The 21,629-nt window shown below is 66.8% G+C and carries 20 protein-coding genes; 7 read left to right on the forward strand and 13 right to left on the reverse strand.

The features are described from left to right. Positions 1-7 precede the first annotated feature (7 nt). On the forward strand, positions 8-2,086 hold the full coding sequence (locus ACN0T5_RS09130; RefSeq protein WP_417768312.1) for a hypothetical protein: 2,079 nt from the start codon (positions 8-10) through the stop codon (positions 2,084-2,086). A gap of 6 nt (positions 2,087-2,092) precedes the next feature. On the opposite strand, the gene ACN0T5_RS09135 is transcribed toward ACN0T5_RS09130, so the two are convergent. Then, positions 2,093-2,593: a GNAT family N-acetyltransferase gene (locus tag ACN0T5_RS09135; protein ID WP_417768313.1), complete on the reverse strand. Its 501-nt coding sequence runs from the start codon at positions 2,591-2,593 to the stop codon at positions 2,093-2,095. Positions 2,594-2,961: 368 nt separating this feature from the next. On the opposite strand from ACN0T5_RS09135, the gene ACN0T5_RS09140 reads away from it, so the two are divergent. Continuing rightward, on the forward strand, positions 2,962-3,942 hold the full coding sequence (locus tag ACN0T5_RS09140) for a glutathione S-transferase family protein (RefSeq protein WP_417768314.1): 981 nt from the start codon (positions 2,962-2,964) through the stop codon (positions 3,940-3,942). A 25-nt stretch (positions 3,943-3,967) separates the two neighbouring features. Here the strand turns inward: ACN0T5_RS09140 and ACN0T5_RS09145 are convergent, their stop codons facing one another. Beyond that, the gene (locus ACN0T5_RS09145; protein ID WP_417768335.1) at positions 3,968-4,462 is read right to left on the reverse strand and encodes an NUDIX domain-containing protein; all 495 of its coding nucleotides are present in this window, start codon (positions 4,460-4,462) and stop codon (positions 3,968-3,970) included. A 487-nt stretch (positions 4,463-4,949) separates the two neighbouring features. Here ACN0T5_RS09145 and ACN0T5_RS09150 point away from each other — a divergent pair, with 487 nt between their 5' ends. Next, the gene (locus tag ACN0T5_RS09150) at positions 4,950-5,861 is read left to right on the forward strand and encodes a metallophosphoesterase family protein (protein WP_417768315.1); all 912 of its coding nucleotides are present in this window, start codon (positions 4,950-4,952) and stop codon (positions 5,859-5,861) included. Positions 5,862-5,890: 29 nt separating this feature from the next. Here the strand turns inward: ACN0T5_RS09150 and ACN0T5_RS09155 are convergent, their stop codons facing one another. Next, a complete protein-coding gene (locus ACN0T5_RS09155; protein WP_417768316.1) occupies positions 5,891-6,511 on the reverse strand; it encodes a hypothetical protein in 621 nt (206 codons plus the stop codon). Positions 6,512-6,658: 147 nt separating this feature from the next. Between ACN0T5_RS09155 and ACN0T5_RS09160 the strand changes: the two genes are divergently transcribed. Further along, on the forward strand, positions 6,659-7,135 hold the full coding sequence (locus ACN0T5_RS09160) for a YbaK/EbsC family protein (protein ID WP_417768317.1): 477 nt from the start codon (positions 6,659-6,661) through the stop codon (positions 7,133-7,135). 30 nt (positions 7,136-7,165) lie between these two features. Here ACN0T5_RS09160 and ACN0T5_RS09165 read toward each other — a convergent pair whose 3' ends face one another. Continuing rightward, positions 7,166-7,786, reverse strand: coding sequence for a GNAT family N-acetyltransferase (locus ACN0T5_RS09165; RefSeq protein ID WP_417768318.1), 621 nt, complete (start codon positions 7,784-7,786; stop codon positions 7,166-7,168). A gap of 176 nt (positions 7,787-7,962) precedes the next feature. On the opposite strand from ACN0T5_RS09165, the gene aguB reads away from it, so the two are divergent. From aguB to ACN0T5_RS09180, 3 genes are all read left to right on the forward strand, one after another. Then, entirely contained in the window at positions 7,963-8,871 is a 909-nt protein-coding gene (gene aguB / locus ACN0T5_RS09170; protein WP_417768319.1) for an N-carbamoylputrescine amidase, read from the forward strand. Between the two features lies 1 nt (position 8,872). Then, positions 8,873-9,979 carry an agmatine deiminase gene (gene aguA, locus ACN0T5_RS09175; protein ID WP_417768320.1) on the forward strand — a complete coding sequence of 369 codons (1,107 nt, stop codon included), beginning with the start codon at positions 8,873-8,875 and terminating at the stop codon, positions 9,977-9,979. Between the two features lie 116 nt (positions 9,980-10,095). Beyond that, positions 10,096-10,389 (forward strand): hypothetical protein, encoded by a 294-nt coding sequence (locus ACN0T5_RS09180; protein WP_417768321.1) that lies wholly within the window; start codon positions 10,096-10,098, stop codon positions 10,387-10,389. Between the two features lie 151 nt (positions 10,390-10,540). Here ACN0T5_RS09180 and flhA read toward each other — a convergent pair whose 3' ends face one another. The 9 genes from flhA to ACN0T5_RS09225 form a co-directional block, all read right to left on the reverse strand. After that, the gene (flhA, locus tag ACN0T5_RS09185) at positions 10,541-12,703 is read right to left on the reverse strand and encodes a flagellar biosynthesis protein FlhA (protein ID WP_417768322.1); all 2,163 of its coding nucleotides are present in this window, start codon (positions 12,701-12,703) and stop codon (positions 10,541-10,543) included. Between the two features lie 65 nt (positions 12,704-12,768). Then, positions 12,769-14,142 (reverse strand): sigma-54-dependent transcriptional regulator, encoded by a 1,374-nt coding sequence (locus ACN0T5_RS09190; protein WP_417768323.1) that lies wholly within the window; start codon positions 14,140-14,142, stop codon positions 12,769-12,771. Between the two features lie 18 nt (positions 14,143-14,160). Beyond that, positions 14,161-14,526, reverse strand: coding sequence for a flagellar motor switch protein FliN (gene fliN / locus ACN0T5_RS09195; protein ID WP_417768324.1), 366 nt, complete (start codon positions 14,524-14,526; stop codon positions 14,161-14,163). Further along, positions 14,523-15,254: a FliH/SctL family protein gene (locus ACN0T5_RS09200; RefSeq protein WP_417768325.1), complete on the reverse strand. Its 732-nt coding sequence runs from the start codon at positions 15,252-15,254 to the stop codon at positions 14,523-14,525. Before ACN0T5_RS09200 ends, fliN begins: the two co-directional genes overlap by 4 nt. Positions 15,255-15,269: 15 nt before the next feature. Next, entirely contained in the window at positions 15,270-16,334 is a 1,065-nt protein-coding gene (gene fliG / locus ACN0T5_RS09205) for a flagellar motor switch protein FliG (RefSeq protein ID WP_417768326.1), read from the reverse strand. Continuing rightward, complete coding sequence (gene fliF / locus ACN0T5_RS09210) at positions 16,331-17,968, reverse strand: flagellar basal-body MS-ring/collar protein FliF (RefSeq protein WP_417768327.1); 1,638 nt, start codon at positions 17,966-17,968, stop codon at positions 16,331-16,333. Before fliF ends, fliG begins: the two co-directional genes overlap by 4 nt. Before the next feature lie 406 nt (positions 17,969-18,374). Then, positions 18,375-18,650, reverse strand: coding sequence for a DUF1153 domain-containing protein (locus ACN0T5_RS09215; RefSeq protein WP_224911529.1), 276 nt, complete (start codon positions 18,648-18,650; stop codon positions 18,375-18,377). A 290-nt stretch (positions 18,651-18,940) separates the two neighbouring features. Continuing rightward, positions 18,941-19,609 (reverse strand): flagellar hook assembly protein FlgD, encoded by a 669-nt coding sequence (locus ACN0T5_RS09220; protein ID WP_417768328.1) that lies wholly within the window; start codon positions 19,607-19,609, stop codon positions 18,941-18,943. Between the two features lie 57 nt (positions 19,610-19,666). After that, positions 19,667-21,629: flagellar hook-length control protein FliK (locus ACN0T5_RS09225; protein ID WP_417768329.1), on the reverse strand; the 1,963-nt coding region annotated here is incomplete at its 5' end.

Genomic DNA, 21,629 nt, shown 5'->3' on the forward strand with positions numbered 1-21,629 from the left:
CGATCGCGTGATCTGGTCCCTCTCCTTCGCTCCGCTGTTTCCCCTTTGGGTGCTGGTCGTTGCGGCCGTCGCCGCGCTCGTGCTGTCGCTCGCCGCCGTCGTCCTGCGCCTGCCCGCCTGGCCGCTTCGTGTGCTGGCCATGGCGCTGCTGGTCTTCGCGCTGGCCGGCCCGGCCGTGGAGCGCGAGGACCGCGAACCGCTGACCAGCATCGTCTCCATCGTCGTCGACGAGAGCCAGAGCCAGCGGCTGGGCGACCGCGCCGCGTCGACCAGCCAGGCCCTTGCCGCGCTCGAACAGCGCTTCGCCGCGCTGCCCGGCTACGAGCTGCGCGTCACCCGCGCCGCACGCGGCGACGGTGCGACGGCGGACGGCACCGCGCTCTTCTCCGCGCTGGCCGACAGCCTCTCGGACGTGCCGCCCGAACGGATCGGCGGCGCGGTCATGATCACCGACGGACAGGTCCACGATATTCCCGAAAAGGCTGCGGACCTTGGCTTCAACGCGCCGCTGCACGGGCTGGTGACGGGCCGCGAGGACGAGATCGACCGCCGCCTTGCCATTGCGCGCGCACCGAAATTCGCCCTTGTCGGCTCCGAACAGGTCGTCACGCTGCAACTTCAGGATCGCGGCGCGGAGACTGCGGCGGACCGGGTCACCATCACCGTGCGGCGCGATGGCGAGATCGTCACGCAGCAACGCGCCCGGCCTGGCGCCACGATCGACATCCCGGTGACGATCGCGCATGGCGGCAACAACATCTTCGAATTCTCCGCCGACACGCTGGAGGGCGAACTCACCGAACTCAACAACCGCGTCGTCGTCACAATCGAGGGCATCCGCGAGAACCTGCGGGTGCTGCTCGTCTCCGGCAGCCCGCATGCGGGCGAGCGCACCTGGCGCAACCTGCTGAAGTCCGACGCCTCCGTCGACCTCGTCCACTTCACCATCCTGCGCCCGCCCGACAAGCAGGACGGAACGCCGATCAACCAGCTGTCGCTGATCGCCTTCCCGACCCGCGAACTGTTCTCGGTCAAGATCGACGAGTTCGACCTGATCATCTTCGACCGCTACGAGCGGCGCGGCGTGCTGCCGCTGCTCTATTTCGACAACATCGCCCGCTTCGTGCGCGAGGGCGGCGCGGTGCTTGTCGCCGGCGGACCCGATTATGCCGAGGGTGGCAGCATCTACCGCACGCCGCTGTCGCCCGTGCTTCCGGCCGAGCCGAGCGGCATGATCTACGAGGAGCCCTTCCGGGCGGCAATCTCACAGACCGGAAGCCGGCATCCGGTGACCCGGGGCCTGCCGGGCGCCAATGCCGAGCCGCCGGCCTGGAGCCGCTGGTTCCGGCTCGTCGACGCCATCATTCGCAACGGCGAGACACTGATGACCGGCGCGCAGGAGAAGCCGTTGCTGGTGCTCAGCCGCGAGGGCGAGGGCCGCGTCGCCGTGCTGCTGTCGGATCACGTCTGGCTGTGGGCGCGCGGCTACGAAGGCGGCGGCCCGCATGTGGCGCTGCTGCGCCGTCTCGCCCATTGGCTGATGAAGGAACCGGACCTTGAGGAAGAGGCCCTGCGCCTCACCTCGCGCGGTGCCGAGGTTATCGCCGAGCGCCAGACGATCGGCGAGAACGTCGGCGACATGACCTTGACGCTGCCGGGCGGCGAGACCCGCAGCCTGACGCCGACCGAAGTGTCCCCGGGGCTCTGGCGCGCCAGCGCGCCCGCCCCCGATCTCGGCCTCTATTCTGTCGACGACGGCAGCCGCAAGGCGCTGGTCCATGTGGGCCCGCCCAATCCGCGCGAGTTCACCGACGTGCTCTCCACGACGGAAACGCTCGCGCCGCTCGCCGAGGAAACGGGCGGCAGCGTGCGCCGGCTCGCGGATGCCGGCGGCGAGGTGCTGATCCCGCGTGTCGTGCCGCTGCGCCGCGCATCGAACTTCGCGGGCGACGGCTGGATCGGGTTCCGCACCAGCGATGCAAGCGTGCTCAAGGGTATCGACCGCTATCCGCTTTTCGCCGGCCTGCTCGGCCTGGCACTGCTGCTCGGCGCGGTCTCGCTGCTGTGGTACCGCGAGGGGCGCTGATGCCCCTCAGCCGCGTCCGCCGCGCGCATGGCCCGTCGGCATCGGTGCTCCGGGAACCAGGTTGGCGACAAGCACCCGCGCCGGATCGACAGGCCCCGGCAACGTGATCGAGCCCGGAGGTACCGGCTCGAACCCGAGCGGGCCATAGTAGGGCGCATCGCCGACCAGCAGCACGCTGCGTTCGCCGAAGGCCAGCGCCGTCTTCAGCGCCTGGTTCACCAGGAGCCGCCCCAGCCCCTTGTTCTTGAAGGCAGGCGCGACGGCCAGGGGGCCGAGCAACTGCGACGGCGCGCCGCCGATGGTGATCGGCGTCAGCCAGACCGAGCCGGCGAAAACATCACCGCTCATGCCGACAAAGCTCAGCCGCGCATCGTGATCGACACCCTCACGCAGGCGAAACGCTGTCTTGGCGAAACGGCCGGGGCCGAACGCATCGGCCTGCAGGGCCTCGATGGCGGCAAGGTCTTCGGGGATTTCGTTCCGGATAAGCCAGGAAAGAGCGAGCATGGTCGGGTCTCGGGATCGGTACGGTCAGGCAGGAAACCGGTGCCTGTCGAACCGTTTCGAGGGATCTTCCGAACCGCTCTACCGGGGTCTCAAGGCACGCGTGTGACGACGCGCGAGGGCTGGCCTCGTCGCAATTCTCGTCGTCGCTGGCGTTCGATCCTGGTCATCTTCATCCGGCCTGCCGGCACGCAAGGCGCGTGCCGTTCATCTGGTGCGAGGGCGGTCGGTATCATGCAACATCCGGCCCGTAAAGAGTTTCCTGCATTGCCGGCCACCGTTCACCAGGGGTGAACGCACCATTCAGGTCGTTGAAGAATGCGCAAAGCGGCCCATCTCCGGGGTACAACGGGCATGAGGAGCATATCGCCATGGGTCAACTCGTCGACGGCGTCTGGAAGACGGACTGGTATGACACGAAATCGACCGGCGGGCGGTTCGTTCGCAAGGATGCGGCGTTCCGCAACTGGATCACCCCCGACGGAGCCGCTGGCCCGAGCGGTGAAGGCGGCTTTGCCGCAGAGGCCGGCCGCTATCACCTCATTGTCTCCCATGCCTGTCCCTGGGCCCACCGGACGCTGATCTTTCGCAAGCTCAAGCGGCTGGAGGACCTGATCACCGTCTCGGCGGTCGAGCCCTTGATGCTGGAAGACGGCTGGACCTTCGCGGAAGCCGAGCCCGAAACCGGAGCCCGCACCGCCTGGCAGGTCTATGTGAAGGCCGACCCCTCCTATAGCGGCCGCGCCACCGTGCCGATCCTGTGGGACCGCAAGCGGGCGACCATCGTCTCCAACGAATCGGCCGATATCATCCGCATGTTCAACTCGGCCTTCGACGCATTGCCCGGTGTCGATGCAACGCTCGACCTCTATCCGCAAGCCCATCGCGAGGAGATCGAGCGCATCAATGCCCGCGTCTACGACACGGTCAACAACGGCGTCTACAAGGCCGGTTTCGCGACGACACAGGCCGCTTACGAGGAGGCGGTCGGCAAGCTTTTCGAAAGCCTCGACTGGCTCGACGAGCGTCTCGGAAAGACCCGATACCTGACGGGCGACAGGCTCACCGAGGCCGACTGGCGGCTGTTCACCACCCTGCTGCGCTTCGATCCGGTCTATGTCGGCCACTTCAAGTGCAACATCCGGCGCATCGCCGACTATCCGAACCTCTCCGGATATCTGCGCGAACTCTACCAGCAGCCGGGCGTTTCGCAGACCTGCGACCTCGCCACCATCAAGCAGCACTATTACGGCTCGCACGAGACGATCAACCCGACGCGGATCGTTCCCGTCGGCCCCAAACTCGATCTCGACCGGCCGCACGGGCGCGATCGTCTCGGCCGCGCCGCCTGACGCCCGCCCCGGAGCGTCGCGGCGGTTACCACAGCGGCGCGACCCCGATCTCCCCGGCAAGCTCGGAAAGGCGGCGGCGGGTCGCCGGCGTCGTTTCCTCCGGCAGGGCGTCGGCCGCGAAGAACCGCGCCTCGCGGATCTCCCGGCTGGGCCGCAACGCACCCTCCGGCACGATGACATCCGAAAGCCGGTAGAGCGCCACATGATCGCGCAGATGGTTGCCCCTGTTGTGGTAGACGGCGAAAAGCTCCGGCACCGCGCCCGCGGCCGGCAGCACGCCTGTCTCCTCGCGCAGTTCCCGCAAGGCGGCCTCCGCCAGGGTCTCGCCTGCATCCACCGCCCCGCCGGGCAGATACCAGCCCCGCAGATAGGTGTGGCGCACCAGAAGAATGGCACCGTCCGCGTCCCGCGCGGCAATCCGCACGCCGAGCGTCATCGCGCGCTGGTAACGGGTCGCCGCCAGCGCCAGCTTCCGCAATCTCTTCAGCGGCAGCATGTCCCGCATCGCCATAACCGTCACTCCCAAGGCATCCTCATGCGCGGTGACCGCGCGTGGCACGGGTTCGAGACCTCGCGCCCGACAACCAAAACTTAACCCACCATGCGCGGCATGCATGGGAGAACTGTCCGAATGGCGCTTGTGGAGCCGCAGGATTCCGGGGATTGTCACCTCGCAGCCGAAGGAGCGACACCCGCATGCGGCGGACCCCCATCGTCTCCAAGCTGCGTTCTCGAAGGAGAGAGCCATGTTGTCGGTCCTGTTTCCGACTCGCGCCCGGCGCCGTTACGTGTGGCGGCCGGCCATCGACCTGACCAACCCGCGCATCGCCGCGGTGCTGACCACGTTCAGCGGCAACTGATACGGCCGGTTTCGCGGCAGGAGCGCGCATCGCGCCTTGCCGGGACCTCCCGTTCTGCACCGTCCCGAGAGGACGGATGGAAGCGCCCGGACCCGTCCGCGGCGCTTTTTGCTTGACCCGACCCCCATGCTTTCCTGATGTGGGGACATGTTCCGTCTTGCACATTTTTCCGATCCCCACCTTGGTCCGATGCCCGACGCAAAGTTCCGCGATCTCGTTTCCAAACGGGTGATCGGCTACGTCAACTGGCACCGCTCGCGCTCCCGTACCATGGCGGGCGAATGGCTTCCCGGTCTTGTCGACGACATCCAGCACAACGGCCCGGATCACATCGCGCTGACCGGCGACCTCGTCAACATCGCGCTGGACCTGGAAATCTCCGCCGCCCGGCACTGGCTCGACGACGTCGCAGCCCCCGACATGCTGACCGTCGTTCCCGGCAATCACGACGCCTATGTGCCGGGCGCCCTGCGCCGTGCCGTCCACGCCTGGGGCCCTTACATGAGCGGCGATGCCGAGACGCCCGACCATTTCCCGTTTGTGCGCCGGCGCGGTCCCCTGGCCCTGGTCGGCGTTTCCAGCGCGCGCGCCAGCGGCCCGTGGTTTGCCACCGGCCGGATCGGCACCGCCCAGACGCGCCGGCTGCGGGATTGCCTTGAAAGGCTTCGCGAGGAAGGCCTCTTCCGTGTCCTTCTCATCCATCATCCCCCGCAACGGGGCGCAACCGGGTGGAACAAGCGGCTGACCGATGCCTCGCGCGTGCGCGCCGCGGTCAAACGGGCCGGCTGCGAGCTTATCCTGCACGGCCATACCCATCTCGCCACCCGCACCGCCATCGACGGGCCGGCCGGACCTGTGCCGGTCATCGGCGTGCCCTCGGCCTCCAACGGCCCCGGGCACAAGCGCCCGGCTGCCCGCTACAACCTGTTCTCGATCGATGGTGCGCCGGGCAACTGGCAGTGCGAGATGGAAGAGCGCGGCTATGCCTCCGCCGCCCCGCGTGGCGAGGCGCAGGAGGTCGCAACGATCGCGCGACACGCCATCGACATCCCAGGATAGTCCTTGAAGGTGAAAACGGCCGGTCCGCGTCAGCTCAGCGGATTGGCGAACCAGGCATAGCCGACCAGCAACACCGCGCCGACGAGAAGACCGACCGCGAAGGCCGCGAAGGGCCCCCACAACCCGCGCACATGCGGCACGGCCGCCGTGGAAGGCGGTGCCGGCTGCTGCGGGGCGGACGCGACCGACGCCTCGGCGCGCGGCGGCTCCTTCAGCCGCTTGCTGAGCCAGTCGCCCTCGACGGCACGCTCGCGCTCCAGCACCCGTTCGGCGATATATTCGGTGATGCAGTCGGCCATGTCATCGAGTTCGGGCGTCTCGAGAATCACGGTGCGGCCCAGCCGCGTGTCCTTGAGGAAACGGTAGGTGCGCTTGTCCCGCCCCATCGCCACGTGACCGGTGATGTCGATCCACAGGCGCGGGATGTTGCCCGGCACGATCTGGAACGAGAACTGGTCGTCGTCCTCAGGCACTTCCTTGAAGATGTCCTGCAGCTCCTCGGCGAGGAGTTCCAGGCGGGCCCTTTCCGATTCCTGCAAGTCCACCACCACGTCGGTGCGCTCGACCTCGGCGAACTTGACCTTCCGGATGGCTTCCCGGAGGCTGCGCACCTTGGCATGCGGCACTACATTGTCACGCGATCTGGTCATACATCGTTCCGTTCGAGGCAGGTAAACGAACCCTTAACAAATATGCTTACCATATTGCGTTTCTGTCCGCAGCCGTCCCGCCCCATCAGATCCGATTCGTCCACGAACAAACAACGTTTTATGGTTAACGAGGATTAAGACTTCTCCATGGCAAACAACAGCAGCACGGACCGCGTCCGCGAGGCAGCCGCCCGGGCCGGCCTGACCATCAACATCGTCGAGATGCCGGCCTCCACCCGAACCGCAGAAGAAGCCGCCGCCGCCTGCGGATGCCAGGTGGCGGAAATCGTCAAGTCGCTCGTCTTTCTCGGCGAAACGAGCGACACCGTGATCCTGCTCCTCGTCAGCGGCGTGAACCGCGTCGACGAGGCCGCCGTTGCCGAACGCATCGGCGAAAAGCTCGTCCGTCCCAACGGCCGCACCGTGCGCGAACGCACCGGCTTTGCCATTGGCGGCGTCGCACCGCTCGGCCATATCGCCGAAACGCGCGTCTATATCGATGAGGATCTTATGCGATTCGCCGGGATCTGGGCCGCTGCCGGATCGCCGAACAGCGTGTTTGCCACAACTCCTTCAGACCTTGTCGGCGCAACCGGCGCGACCGTCTTGCGCATGACCGGCTGACCGCCCGGCGGATGGGGGCGCGGCGCGCCCCTATTCCCCCTCGATCACCGGCACGTGGCGCGCCGCCGACATCGGCAACACGCCGGCAAGTCGCGGATCGTCGGAAATCTCGATCGCCCGCTTGTAGGGCGTGAAGCCGCTGTCCCGGTAAAAGCCCAGCGCCTGCGGGCTGTCGGCCGTGCAGGTATGGACGAAAAGCCGCTCGGTCGCAGGCCGTGACCAGACCTTCGACAGCGCCTGATTCATCAGCCAGCGTCCGGCGCCATTGCCGATCTCCTGCGGAACAAGCCCGAAATAGGCAAGCTCGACGTCGCGCGGATCGCTGAAGTCGAGTTCAAGCAGGCCGACCGGCTCGGCCGCGCCCTTCCTGCGGCAGAAATAGACCTCGTGCCCGGGCCTGGTGATCTGTGCCAGCAGGTCCGCATCGCTCCCCGTCAGCCGGCCGAACCACAGCCATTCGTCGCCGATCCGGCGGAACAGGGCCCGGTAGTCGCCCGGATCCGGCGCCTCGACCCGCTGCAGCGACAGGTCCGGCCGCTCTGCCCGGCGCGGCATCGGCTGCGCCCGCATCTCCAGATAGGTGACGATTGTAGCCACCTTGCCGGGCGGCAGATCGGTGTAACCGGCCAGGTCAACGCTGATCGAGGACATCGCGGCTCCTTGTGCAAGGCATGCGCCGGCGCGGTTTCCGCCGGCCGCTTCTGAGGTAGTCGGTCGGACGCCTGCGATCAAGCGCGAGATCGGCGGCCGGGCGCGCTTCGGCGATTGGCCTCGTGAGCGCCATCCGCTACCCTTCGCCTGACCACGCGCGCTGCTCCGGGAACCTCATGAGAAACGTCACGCTTGCCGCCCTGCAGATGGCCTGCACACCCGACCGCGAGACCAACCTTTCGGCCATGGAACGGCTGGTGCGCGAGGCAGCCGGACGCGGCGCGGACATCGTGCTGCCGCAGGAGCTTTTCGAGTATCCCTATTTCTGCCAGGACGAGGCACCGGACCTGCTGCTGCGCGCGCAGGCCGCCGAGGGACACCCGGCGATTGCCCGCATGCAGGCGCTTGCCGCCGAACTCGGCATCGTCATTCCCGTGAGCTTCTATGAGCTTGCCGGACAGGCGCGGTTCAACTCGGTCGCCATCATCGACGCGGACGGGCGCAACCTCGGGATCTACCGCAAGAGCCACATCCCGCAGGGCTCGGGCTACCAGGAGAAGTACTATTTCTCCCCCGGCGACACGGGTTTCCGCGTCTGGGACACGAAGGCAGGTCGCATCGGCGTCGGCATCTGCTGGGACCAGTGGTTTCCCGAGACCGCCCGCGCCATGGCATTGATGGGCGCCGAAATGCTGTTCTTCCCCACCGCCATCGGCTCCGAACTGCTGGACCCCGGCTGGGATTCGGCCGCCCATTGGCAGCGCGTCATGCAGGGCCATGCCGGTGCCAACCTGATGCCGCTCGTCGCGTCCAACCGGATCGGCACGGAACCGGGGCGCGGCGACACGGAGCTTGTCTTCTATGGCTCGTCGTTCATCGCGGACGGCACCGGCGCCAAGGTCGCGGAGGCGAACAGGACGCAGGAAGCGGTGCTGACCGCCACGTTCGATCTCGATGCACTCGCGGCCCTGCGTGCCTCCTGGGGCGTTTTCCGCGACCGGCGGCCGGAACTCTACGGGACGATGGCAACGCTGGACGGCACCCGAAACGGTGCCGGCGGGTGCGGCCAGGGAGTGGCCCGATAGGATGGACACGCCCCTCGCCTCGACCCCGGCCGATGACGGCTTCCGCATGCCGGGCGAGTTCGAGCCCCACTCGGGCTGCTGGATGGCCTGGCCGGAACGACCGGACAACTGGCGCGAGAATGCCCGGCCGGCGCAGGAAGCCTTCGCCGCCGTCGCCGAGGCGATCCATGTCAGCGATCCGGTCACGATCGCCGTCTCGGATGCCGAGCACGACAGGGCGAGAGCCCTCCTCTCGCCCGACATCCGCCTCGTTCGCCTGCCCTCCAACGACGCCTGGATGCGCGACATCGGACCGACCTTCGTCACCGGCGCGAAAGGCAGTCTTCGCGCCGTCGACTGGCGCTTCAACGCCTGGGGCGGCGAGCATGACGGGCTCTACGATCCCTGGGATCTCGACGACGAGGTCGCCGCGCAGATCGCCCGGATCGAAGGCGTAGAGCGCTATCGCGCTCCCTTCGTGCTGGAGGGCGGCGCGATCCATGTCGACGGCGAGGGAACCGTCTACACGACGCAGGAGTGCCTGCTCTCTCCCGGCCGTAACCCGAAGCTTTCGCGCGCCTCGATCGAGGCCGGGCTGAAGCGCTATCTCGGCGCACGCAAGGTCCTGTGGATCCCGCGCGGCGTCCATCTCGACGAGACGACGGGCCATGTCGACAACCTGATCCATGTCTGCGCGCCGGGCGTCGTGGCGCTGACCTGGACCGATGATCGCACCGACCCGCAACATGAGCGCTCGCGCGAGGCGTTCGAGTTCCTGTCCGCCGCCCGGGACGCGCGCGGGCGCGCCATCCGCATCGTCCGCCTGCCCATGCCCGGCCCCCTCACCATGACGAAGGCCGAGGCGGACGGCATCGAGACCGCCGACAACGGCATGGTGCGCGAGGGAGGCGAACGGCTCGCCGGCAGCTACGCGAATTTCTACATTGCCAACACGCGGGTGGTGTTTCCCCTGCTCGACGAGCGCAACGACGCCACCGCCGCCGCAATCCTCGCCGGCCTCTTCCCCGGCCGCGAGATCGTCGGTGTTCCCGGGCGCGAAATCCTGCTCGGCGGCGGCAACATCCATTGCATCACCCAGCAGGTTCCCGGTCCCCGCCCGCCTTGCTGAGTGACGGGTTCGCAAAACGCGAGGGCGGCACCGGGCAGTTGGTAAACGTCTGTTAACACTTTTCTGCAAAACTGGATTACGGATCAACAACCGCGAACGCACCGGCTCGTCAACTCATGCCCCTGATCGGCATTGGCAAAGGCTCGTCCCTTGGAGGGACACAGAAGTTTTCGTTCTATGAGCGGAACCAGGCCTGGCGTGCCAAGCAGAAAGAGCATTCGCAGAAATTCCTGAACCAGCAGGCCGTCGCCAGCAACGTCTTCGCCGTCGGTGTCAGCGAGACCCAGACGGCCACCGAGATGCTCTTCAACAACGTGGCCCAGCGCGTGCGAAACGAAGCCAAGGCCAAGATCGCCGAGCGCAACGGCACGATCGACAAGGCCATCGAAGGTCTCGACATCAAGGTGTGAGACCGCCCGGTTCTCATCAACCAAGCACCGTATTCCCCATATTCCTCTCGGCAACATCCCGTTGCCGGATGCCTTGCCCAGCCCTGCCCCGCACACCGAACTGATCGGTTCCCGGTCGATCTGAGTGGGCCCCGCACCCCGCCTGTTCGCCTTACACCGACCCGACGGTCTTCAGTCTGGCGCGCGGATGCACCTCGTTCTGGCTCATCACGGTGGTGTGGGCGCGGAAACGTTCGACGATGGAGCGCACGAAGGGCCGGGACTGCGGCGAGGTCAGAAGCACCGGCACCTCGCCGGCCTGCGCCGCCTGCTCGAAGGCGTCCCGCACAAGGCGGACGAATTCCTGGAGCTTCGAGGGCGCCATGGCCAGCGAGCGCTCCTCGCCGTCGCCGACGATGGACTCGATGAACGCCTGCTCCCATTGCGGCGACAGGGCGATCAGCGGCAGGTATCCGCCCGGCGCCTGGTTGGCGGCCGAAATCTGGCGGGCAAGGCGCGTGCGCACATGCTCGGCGATCATCGCCGGATTGCGGGTGAAGCCCGTCGCCTCGGCCACCCCTTCCAGGATCGTGCCGAGGTCGCGCACCGAGATGCGTTCGGCCAAGAGCGCCTGCAGCACCCGCTGGATGCCCGAGACGGTGATCTGAGAGGGCACGATGTCCTCCACCAGCTTCGCCTGTTCGCCGGTGATCTCCTTGAGCAGCTTCTGCACGTCGGCATAGGTCAGCAGCTCCGAGACATTGCCGCGGATCGTCTCGGTGAGATGGGTGGCAAGCACCGTCGCGGGATCGACCACCGTGTAGCCGCGCAGCGCCGCGTCCTCGCGATACTGGCCCTCGACCCAGGTCGCCGGCAGGCCGAAGGTCGGCTCGGTCGTGTGCGTGCCGGGCAGCTTCACCTGGCCGCCGGCCGGGTCCATGACCATGAAGTGGCTGGGGAAGAGCTGGCCGTTGCCGGCCGGTACTTCCTTGACCTTGATCACGTAGTCGTTGGCGCCGAGCTGGATATTGTCGAGGATGCGCACCGGCGGCATCAGGATTCCGAGATCGGCGGCGAGCTGGCGGCGCAGCGCCTTGATCTGCTCGGTCAGCTGGTCGCCTTCCGAGCTCTGGCCGTTGATCAGCGGCAGCAAGGCATAGCCGAGCTCGATCCTGAGTTCGTCCATCTTCAGCGATTCGCTGACCGGCGGCTCCGCCGGCTTGGCGGGCTCGGCCGCGGCGACTTCCGCCATGCGCACCTCTTCCGCCGCCACCTTCTGCGACTTGCCCGACCTGTAGGCAAGGTAACCGGCAAGCCCGGCAAGGCTGAGGAACGGGATCATCGGGATGCCCGGCAGCATGGCCAGCGTCACCATCACGAAGGACGACATGCCGAGTGCCTTCGGGTAGCCGGAAAGCTGCCGCCCGAGCGCCTTGTCGGCGGAACCCGCCACACCGGCCTTGGACACCAGCAGGCCGGCCGCCGTCGACACGATCAGCGCCGGGATCTGCGAGACGAGGCCGTCGCCGATCGTCAGCAGCGTGTAGGTGGTCGCCGCCTGCGAGAAGCTGAGATCCATCTGCGCGACACCGATGATGATGCCGCCGATGATGTTGATGAAGGTGATCAGCAGGCCGGCGATCGCATCGCCGCGCACGAATTTCGACGCACCGTCCATGGCCCCGAAGAACGAGCTCTCGTCCTCCAGGTCGCGCCGGCGCTGGCGGGCCGTTGTCTCGTCGATCAGGCCGGCGGAAAGGTCCGCGTCGATCGCCATCTGCTTGCCGGGCATGGCATCGAGGGTGAAGCGCGCCGCGACCTCGGCGATACGGCCCGAGCCCTTGGTGATGACGACGAAGTTCACGATCACCAGGATCGAGAACACGATGATGCCGATGATGAAGTTGCCGCCCATGACGAAATGGCCGAAAGCCTCGATCACCTCGCCGGCCGCGTCCGTTCCCTCGTGGCCGTTGGCCAGGATCAGGCGCGTGGAGGCAAGGTTGAGCGCCAGCCGCAACATCGTCGCGATCAAGAGCACCGTGGGAAAGGACGAGAACTCCAGCGGCTTCTGGATGAACAGGCCGGTCATCAGGATCAGCACGGAGAAGATGATCGAGATGGCGAGGAACATGTCGAGCATCATCGCCGGCATCGGCAAGATGAGCACGACCAGGATGATCATGACGCCCATCGCCAGCGCGATGTCGCCGCGCCGGATCGTGTCCCAGATCGCGGCCAGGCTCGGAGCGCCCGCCGGCAGACGGAAACCGCCGCTTGCCGCTGTTGCCGGAACCTTTGCCTGAGAGCCTTCGCTCGCCGTCACATCGCTCATTCTCGACCCTTCGTCACCCTGTCAGCCGGCCATGCCTTGCGGCGGCCATTTCGCGTTCGCCCATGTCAGGCGACGGCGACGCGCGCCTCGCCGGGGCCGGGCACATCCAGCCCTTCATCGGCATACTGATTCAGCTTGTTGCGCAAGGTGCGGATCGAGATACCGAGGATCTTCGCCGCGTGGGTGCGGTTGCCGAGGCAATGGTCCAGCGTGTCCAGGATCAGGTCGCGCTCCACATCGGCGACCGTGCGCCCGACCAGGACCCGGTTGACGGCTTCCGCCGTGGCGGCGGCATCGGCTGCGATCCGCGCATCGGCCGTGCGGCCGGCCGAGATCGGACTGCCGTCCGGCATCCGGATCGCCTCGAGATCGATTTCCTCCCCGCTCGCCAAAAGCACGGCGCGATGCATCGTGTTTTCCAGCTCGCGCACATTGCCCGGCCAGGGGTTGGACAGCAGCATCTTGCGTGCATCCTCGGAGATCGGGCGCTTGGCGACGCCGTTCTCGCGCGCGTAGCGCTCGACGAAATGGCCGGCCAGTTCGAGGATGTCGCTCGGCCGCTCGCGCAGCGGCGGCAGCTTCAGGTTGACCACGTTGAGCCGGTAGAGCAGATCCTCCCGGAACGTGCCGGTCCGCACGCTTTCGGCCAGATCCCGGTTCGACGTCGCGATGATGCGGATGTCGACGGGCACCGGCTTGGTTCCGCCGACCCGGTCGATCACCCGCTCCTGGATGGCGCGCAGAAGCTTGGCCTGCAGGCGCACGTCCATCTCCGAGATTTCGTCGAGCAGCAGCGTGCCGCCGTCCGCTTCCTCGAACTTGCCGACACGCCGCGCGATGGCGCCCGTGAAGGCGCCCTTCTCGTGACCGAACAGCTCGGATTCCAGCAAGTGCTCGGGGATCGCCGCGCAATTGATCGAAATGAACGGCTTGTCGGCACGGTTCGAGCGGGAATGCACGTAGCGGGAGATGACCTCCTTGCCCGAGCCGCTCTCTCCGGTCACCAGGATGGAGGCATCGGACGGCGCGATCTGCTCGGCCAGGCGAACGACGGCGGCCATCGCCCCGTCGCGGTAGATGACGCTCGACTGGTCGCGTGCAACCGCCGCCAGCACGGCCGCGATCATCTCGGGATCAGGCGGCAGCGGAATGTATTCCTTGGCGCCGGCCCGGATGGCGCTCACGGCGGCACTGGCATCCGTCTTGACGCCGCAGGCGACCACCGGCAGGTGGAAGCGCTCCCCCTGCAACCGCGCGATCAGCTCGGCGATGTCGAGCCCGACATCCGCCATCACCAGATCGGCGCCGCGACCGGCGCGCAGGACCTTCAGCATCTCCTCGATGCTGGCTGCGTGGGTGACGGCCGCGCCCCGGTCCATTGCGATCTTCGAGGCGGTGATCAACTGGCCTTCGAGAGTGCCGACGATCAACAGTCGCATGGTCTTCTCCTGCTCCGATCAGCGATCGGACTTGATGATTTCTGTCATGGTGACGCCGAGCTTGTCCTCCACGAGGACCACCTCGCCGCGCGCCACCAGACGGTCGTTCACATAGATGTCGATGGCCTCGCCGACCTTGCGGTCGAGCTTGAGAACGGTGCCCGGCGCCAGCCGCAGCAGGTCCGAGACATGCATGCGCGAGTGGCCCAGCACGGCTGAGATCTGCACGGGCACATCGAACACGGCCTCCAGATCCGCCGCGCTGCGTGCCTGCGAATGGTCGCGCTCGCCACCCTCGCGATGGGTTTCCTGCGCCTCCATTTCGGCAAGCGGGATCCCCGACTGGGGCAGGTCGCCGTCGATGTCCTTGTCGATATCGCTCATCCGTCAATCCGCTCCTCGGCGGGCTCCTGGTTGAGGGACGCCTGCTGTCCCTTGCCGGCGCGCCGGCTTTCGAAATATCGCCGGGCGGCCTGGTCCACCTGCTTCTCGATCGCCTTGCGATCGCGCACGATGCCTCCGTCCGCCCATTCGATCCGGCAGTCGCCGGCGCTGATATCCGGCTCGCCCAAAAACACCAGGCGGCCCTCGAACCCCTTCTCCGCGACCAGCGGATCGACCCGCTCCTTGAGCGCGGCCAGGTCGCTGTCGCGCACCCGGATCACCAGGTGCGGGGCCCGCCGGAGCGGCCCCAGGCACTCGGAGATCAACGCGACGATCTCGCCCAGCGGCTCGCGCGCGATCAGATGGGCGCACAGGCGGCGCGCCACCAGGAAGGCCAGCGCGACCGCATCCTTCTCGTGGCGGGCCTGCTCGGTGTCGAGCTGGCCGATCAGCGCCGACACCGTCTCGGCCAGCCGTCCGGCCTCGTCGGCGAACCGGCCCTCGTCGCTCTGCTGGCGATCGACGGCCGCTTCGGCGCGGCCGCGCTCATAGGCAGCCTGTTCGGCGGCGGCAACCAGCGCACGGTGCTCGGAGAGCGGGATCGTGGGAACCACCGGCTCCACGACCTCCTCGACCTCCTCCTCCCGAGGCACGTCGATCGCCGCAAAGTTGCGGTCGAAGAGGAAGCGGTTGACCTTCATCGGTGTGCTCGCAATTCGTGTCATCATCGTGCTTCAGGCCACCTAGTAGATGATCTCGTCATCGCCCTTGCTCTTGGACAGCATCAGCTCTCCCTTCGCGGCGAGGTCCTTGGCGGTCGCCACCATTCCCGATTGCGCCTCGTCCACGTCGCGCAGGCGGATCGGCCCGAGCGCGTCCATGTCGTCCTGCATCATCCGGGCAGCGCGCGAGGACATGTTCGAGAAGAAGAACTCGCGCACCGATTCCGACGCTCCCTTGAGCGCGATCGCCAGGCGGTCCTTCTCGACGCTACGCAGCAGGGTCTGGCAGCTGCCGGCATCCAGCTTCATCAGGTCGTCGAACGTGAACATCAGCGTCTTGATGCGCTCGGCCGAGTCGCGGTTTTCCTCTTCCAGCGCGGCCAGGAACCGGGCCTCCGTCTGGCGGTCGAAATTGTTGAAGATGTCGGCCATCATCTCGTGGCTGTCGCGCCGCGAGGTGTTGGTCAGGTTCGACATGAACTCGATCCTCAGCGTCTGCTCGACCTTCTCCAGCACTTCCTTCTGGATCGATTCCATCTTCAGCATGCGCGAGATGACCTCCAGCGCCAGTTCCTCGGGCAGGATCCCGAGCACCTTGGCGGCGTGATCGGGATCGATCTTCGACAGAACCACGGCGACGGTCTGCGGGTACTCGTTCTTCAGATAGTTGGCGAGGACGTTCTCCTGAACGTTGGAGAGCTTCTCCCACATGTTTCGGCCGGCCGGCCCGCGGATCTCCTCCATGATGATGGAGACGCGGTCACGCGGCAGGAAGCTCGCCAGAAGGCGTTCGGTGACGTCGACATTGCCGTTCAGCGCACCGTTGCTCGAGATCTTCTTGACGAAGTCGACGAAGAGTTCCTCAAGCATGGCCGGCGTCACAGGGCCCAGCCGCGACATGGCGGCGGAGACTTCGCGCACCTCCATCTCGTCGAGCTGCTCCCAGATGCGACGCCCGTGCTTTTCGCCGAGCGCCAGCAACAGGACGGCAACGCGCTCGGTTCCCTTGAGATCGCGATCCTTCTCGGAGGAACTGATCGTCAGGTGGCTGTGCGCCGTGGTCTGGATGCTGTTTGCGATACTCATGCCGCTTCATTCATCCAGCTACGGATGATCCCGACTGCTTCTTTCGGATATTCGTCGATCAGTGCGCCGACCTTGGCGATGGTGGCGACCTGGACCGCGCCCTGTGCCTGGGCCTCTTCCAGCCATTCGATACGCGGCTCGCCGTTCTCGCCGGCCTCGCCCGGCATCGGGCGCTCTCCCGACTGGTCTGCCAGCACGGGGCTTTCCAGCGGCTGGCCGTCGGAGCCAAGCAGGACCGGCGCGGCCGGCTCCTCGACCGCGAGGATGCGCTTGATCAGCGGCCGCACCGCGAACAGCGTCAGCAGCACGGCGATCAGGAACAACACACCCAGTTCGACGAACCGCATCATGTCGGCGCGGGTAAACTCGAAGAGACCGGCCTCTTCTTCCGCAAGGACGGCGTTGGGAGCCTGGGCAAAGCGCAGGTTGACGACCTCGACCGTGTCGCCGCGCCGCTCGTCGAAGCCCACCGCCGAGCGCACCAGCGTCTCGATCCGCTCGAGCTCCTCGGCCGTGCGCGGCTCGTAGGCGATGTCGCCGTTGCCGTCCGGCGCGTAGACGCCGTCGACCAGCACCGCCACCGACAGGCGCTTCAGTCCACCAGCCTCGATGGTCTCGGTCTTCACCGACTTGGAGATCTCGAAATTGACGATCTCCTCGTTCTGGTTGGCAATGTCGCGATTGTCGTCGTCGCCGGTCTGCTGGTCCGCCTCGGGCAACTGGTTGCCGGCGGTCACGGCGCCCCGGCGGCCGACCGTCGAGGAGTTCTCCTCCCGCGTCTGCGTCGAACGCACGACCTGGCCTTCAGGATCGAACGTCTCCTGCGTCTCGGAGATGCGGGTGTGGTCGAGCTCCAGCGCAACGCGAACCCGCGAGCGGCCGACACCGACCACCGAGTTGAGGATCTCCTCCACCTGCGAGCGCAGCCGCGCTTCCATCGACTGGGTGCGCTCCTGCAGCGAGGAGGCGAGGAAGCCTTCGCCTTCGTCGCCCGCTCCGCTGGCCAGCAGCCGGCCGGTCTCGTCGACGATGGAGACGAAGTTCGGCTGCAGCCCCTCCACGGCCGTGGCCACCAGATGCTGGATCGCGCGGATCTGGCCGGGATCGAGAGACCCGCGCACGGACAGCGCGATCGAGGCGGATGGCGGCTGGGCGTCGCGCTGGAACAACCGGCGCTCCGGCAGCACCAGATGGACGCGTGCCGACTTGATGCGCCCGATGGCGCGGATGGTGCGGGCAAGTTCGCCTTCGAGCGCCCGGGTGCGGTTGATGTTCTGGACGAAACTGGTCGAGCCCAGCGTGTCGGCCTTGTCGAAGATCTCGTAGCCGACCGATCCGCCGAGCGGCAGGCCCTGTTCCGCCAGTCGCATGCGGACGCGGAAGACCTCGTCGTCGGAGACCAGGATCGTCGCGCCGTCGTTCACCAGTTCATAGGGTACGGCAAGGCTGTCGAGCTGGGAGACGATCGCCGTGGAATCCTCGAAGGTGAGATCGGTGTAGAGCGGCGTCATCTGCGGCGCCGTGACGCGCAGCATGATGAAGGCGAACACCCCCACAAGGATTGCCGCGACAGCTCCCATCGCGGCGAGGCGGCCAGGTCCCAGTGCCTTTACAAGATCCGCAAGTCCGTTCACGTGCCACCCGTTCGATGCTCTTGGGAAGAACCGTTTGAGACCGGGCCACCCGGGGAAGCCCTGGGGATGAGGGGATGGAAAAAGGCGCCCCCGGATGGCCGGTAGGCAAAATTTGCCCGCCAGATGGTAAACAAGGTGTTAACGCGCGTTAGCAAATGGTGAAAACGGCTGTTTTCCGCCGAAAATCATTGGCGAAATGCGACCGGAACCCGGCAAGATTGACCGGTCCCGTTAACCTTTTCTGAAACGCCGACGAGCCGCGGCGCACCGATGGCGGTGAGCCGATGCCGGCGATGGCGTCCCGGACGGGGTCCGGGGCGCGGTGAACGCAAAAAGGCCGGCTTGCGGGCCGGCCTTGCGTCATGTCGGAGGATTTGCGGAACTGTCGGGCGGGGAAGCTTGCCGATCAGTTCCGGTATTGCTGCACGCGGGTCGCGCGCAGGCCGGCAAGACCATGCCGATCAATGGAACTCTGCCAGGAGAGGAATTCCTCGACTGTCAGCGTATACCGCTTGCAGGCTTCGTCCAGGGACAGCAACCCGCCACGTACGGCGGCCACCACCTCGGCCTTTCGCCTGATCACCCATCGCCTCGTTGTTACCGGAGGAAGATCGGCAATCGTAAGCGGCGACCCGTCAGGGCCGATAACATATTTGACACGCGCACTCGCTCGGTCGGTCATTGTACACTCACACTCAACATGACCACGTTGACTATGAATGTAACTGTTCGGCTTTAAAATTTGCCTAAGCCCAAAGCAACAATTCGGTAAGAATTGGAACGACTCAGAAAACCTTGGGACAGTCGAAAAGCAAGGAAAACATTGGGCTAACCGATACTGCGCCAGTTTCGCAAATTGGGAACCGGGACGGTCGGGAAAAAAATAAACCGGCGAAGACAGGTTTTCCTGTCGGCGCCGGTTTGTCGCCAGTCCCTGCGGAACGCGGCCCCGGCCGCGCCCCCCGGGAGCCGCTACGAGGCGGAATTCACCGAAATCACCGCGCTTGCCGGAATACGCACGCCGCCCACGGTCAGGACCGCGCCGGAAGAGGTGAACTCGATCCCCTCGACCGTTCCCGAGACCTCGGTGGCGACCGGAATGCTGGGATTGCCCTTGCTGTCGTATCGCCCGATGGAGATCGTGTAGTTGCCCGCCGGCGCGGCGGACCCTGCCGTGGTGGTCCCGTCCCAGGTGTAGGCGTTGCTCCCCGACGAGAGGTCGGCATCGGCTGTGTAGATCACCGCACCGAGTTCATTGCGGATCTCGATCTTCGCCTTGCCGGAGCTCGGGGAATCGTAGGTCCAGTTCGCCTCGCCGTCAGCCAGCCGCGTGGTGGCGCCGGAGGCGACCACATTGGTACCCAGATAGCTGACATAGCTCGACGCCGTTGTCGCCGCCATGACCCCCAGAAGATCGCCAAGCTGATCGTTGGTCTTGATCTGCTGTTCGACCGAGGAATACTGGACCAGCTGCTCTGTGTATTTCGATGAATCCATCGGGTCGAGCGGATCCTGGTTCTGGATCTGGGTCGTCAGGATCGACAGGAACAGCTCGTAATTGTTCGACAACGCCGACATCGAGGTGATCGAGGAACTCGAACCCGTCGAACTGCCACTGCCTGTAATGCTGCTTGTCGTCATCTCATCCTACTCCTGCCAGAGACCGGCGACAGACGCCCGCCCCGCCCCTGAACCGGGCTAGATCTGGATATCGAGGGCGCCACTCGCGCCGCTCACATAGGCCCGTGCCGCTGCCATCGGCAGCGTGTCGCCGTCCTCCTTCTGGAGGACACCGCCTTCTCCAGGCTGCGAGGAGCGGCTATCGCCCCCCTCGCCCCGGTCGAAGGCCGTGGAACCGTCCTGGTTCTTCAGCGACATCTCAAGTCCTCCGCTTTCCAGCTTCAGGCCGGCGGCATCGAGTGCCTTTTCCAGCCCGCGCTGGTCGCGCAGGAACATGTCCAGTGTCTCGCTGCGCTCGACGGCAAGATGCGCTCTCACCGTCCCGTCGCGCGAGACCTTCAACTCCACGTCGACCCTGCCGAGTTCGGCCGGGTCCATCCGGATCTGGAAGCGCGTTTGTCCCTTCTGGACAAACCTGGCGACTTCCGCCGCCAGATGTGCGCTTGCCACTGCCGCGTTCTGCGGAAGTGCCGCCGTCGATCCGCGAAGGGCGGCGGTGGAAACGCTGGCCTGCGCGTCGGCGCGGGCAATCTCTGTCAGGCCGTTGAAGGGATCGCCCCCTTCACCCTGGCTGGGATCGCCTTCCGCCATGGCGGCGGCAAAGGCGAGAGCGGCTGCACTGACGCCGGGGCGCTGGATCTCGCTCGGCTGGGTCGCGACCTGGGCTGCGGTGCCCGTCGCCGGCTTGCCGCTGCCCTCGCGGGCCGCGGCGGTGCCGTCCCCGTCCTGTCCGGGCGTACCGGATGCCGCCTGTTCGACGGCCTGCGCATAGTCAAGCTCGCTCGAGCGGGCCGCGGCCGATGCCTCGCCGCGCGGCAGCACTTTTGCCGCCTGGCCAATCGCCGCCTGTTGTCCGTTTGCCATCTGGCCGTCGACAACGGATGAACCGCGCTCCGGCGAGACCATCCGGCTGATGCCGGCGCCGGTTGCCCCGTCCGTCTCGGCGCTGACCGAGATGCTGATATCGATGTCCCCGGCCGGGATGACCCCGCCCGCAAGACTGCGGGCCGACCCCGAACCGGACAACGAGAGCCCGCCGGCCACCGACGCGTCCCTCGCCGGACGGACAGTCGCACCGGCGGTTGCTGCAACGCTCGTCTCCGTGGCCGGGGACGCACCCGTTCGGGCCGTGGCTGCGGCCGTTTCGGGTGCTTCGCCCGGCAATGCGCCGACATCGCCATCGGTCGTCACGGCGGGAGCCTGCGCGCTCCCGGCCCGAACGCCGATGCCCGCACCCGTTGCAGTCCGGCTTTCCGCACTGAGGCTTTCAGGAAGCTGGCTCGCGAGGTCGCGCGCCAGCGAAGTCGGCTCGGCGCGCACGGTCGTCCCGACCCCGGTCGCCGCAACCGCCCCGTCAAGCGAAGCAGGTTTAAGTCCCGGCGCACCGGATCCGGTGCCGGTTTCGCCCGTCGCGGCGACGTTGACATCGCCCGCCATCGTGACCGAATTGCCTTCGCCGCCAGTGCCGCCTGCAGCACCGGCCAGCCCGGCGGAGCCGCTAGACGTCGCCGACGAGATGCCGGTGCTGGTTACGACGGTTTCCCCGGTCGTGTTTCCACCGGTTGCGGCAGATGCCTTGAAAAGACCTTCAGAAGACCCGGCCGCGTCGGCGTGCACGGAAACTGTCCCGCCAGCACCCGTTGCAGCGATGTCCGTTGCGCCGTTACCGGCAGCTGCGGCCTTTGCCTGCATGCCGGCGGTCTGCGTCACGTCGGCCCGAACCGTTTCCCCCGGCAACGCCGCCGCCACACCGCCGGAAGCCGGCAGCGTCAACCCGGCCGTCGCCGTTCCGGTGGCGGCCTGCATGGTTCCGCCGCCGGTCGCACCGAGGGCAGGATCACCCGCCGCGACACCCGTGGCCTTTGCCGACAGCGAGACGCCGGCGGCGACAGGACGGAGCCCGTCGCCCGAAGGACCGTCATCCGCCGCCGCACCCGGCATGCCAGGCTGCGGGATGGCACCGCCGGCACCCGCTGCGCCG

The organism is Stappia sp. (genome assembly GCF_048261845.1).
In the GTDB taxonomy this organism is placed as follows: domain Bacteria; phylum Pseudomonadota; class Alphaproteobacteria; order Rhizobiales; family Stappiaceae; genus Stappia.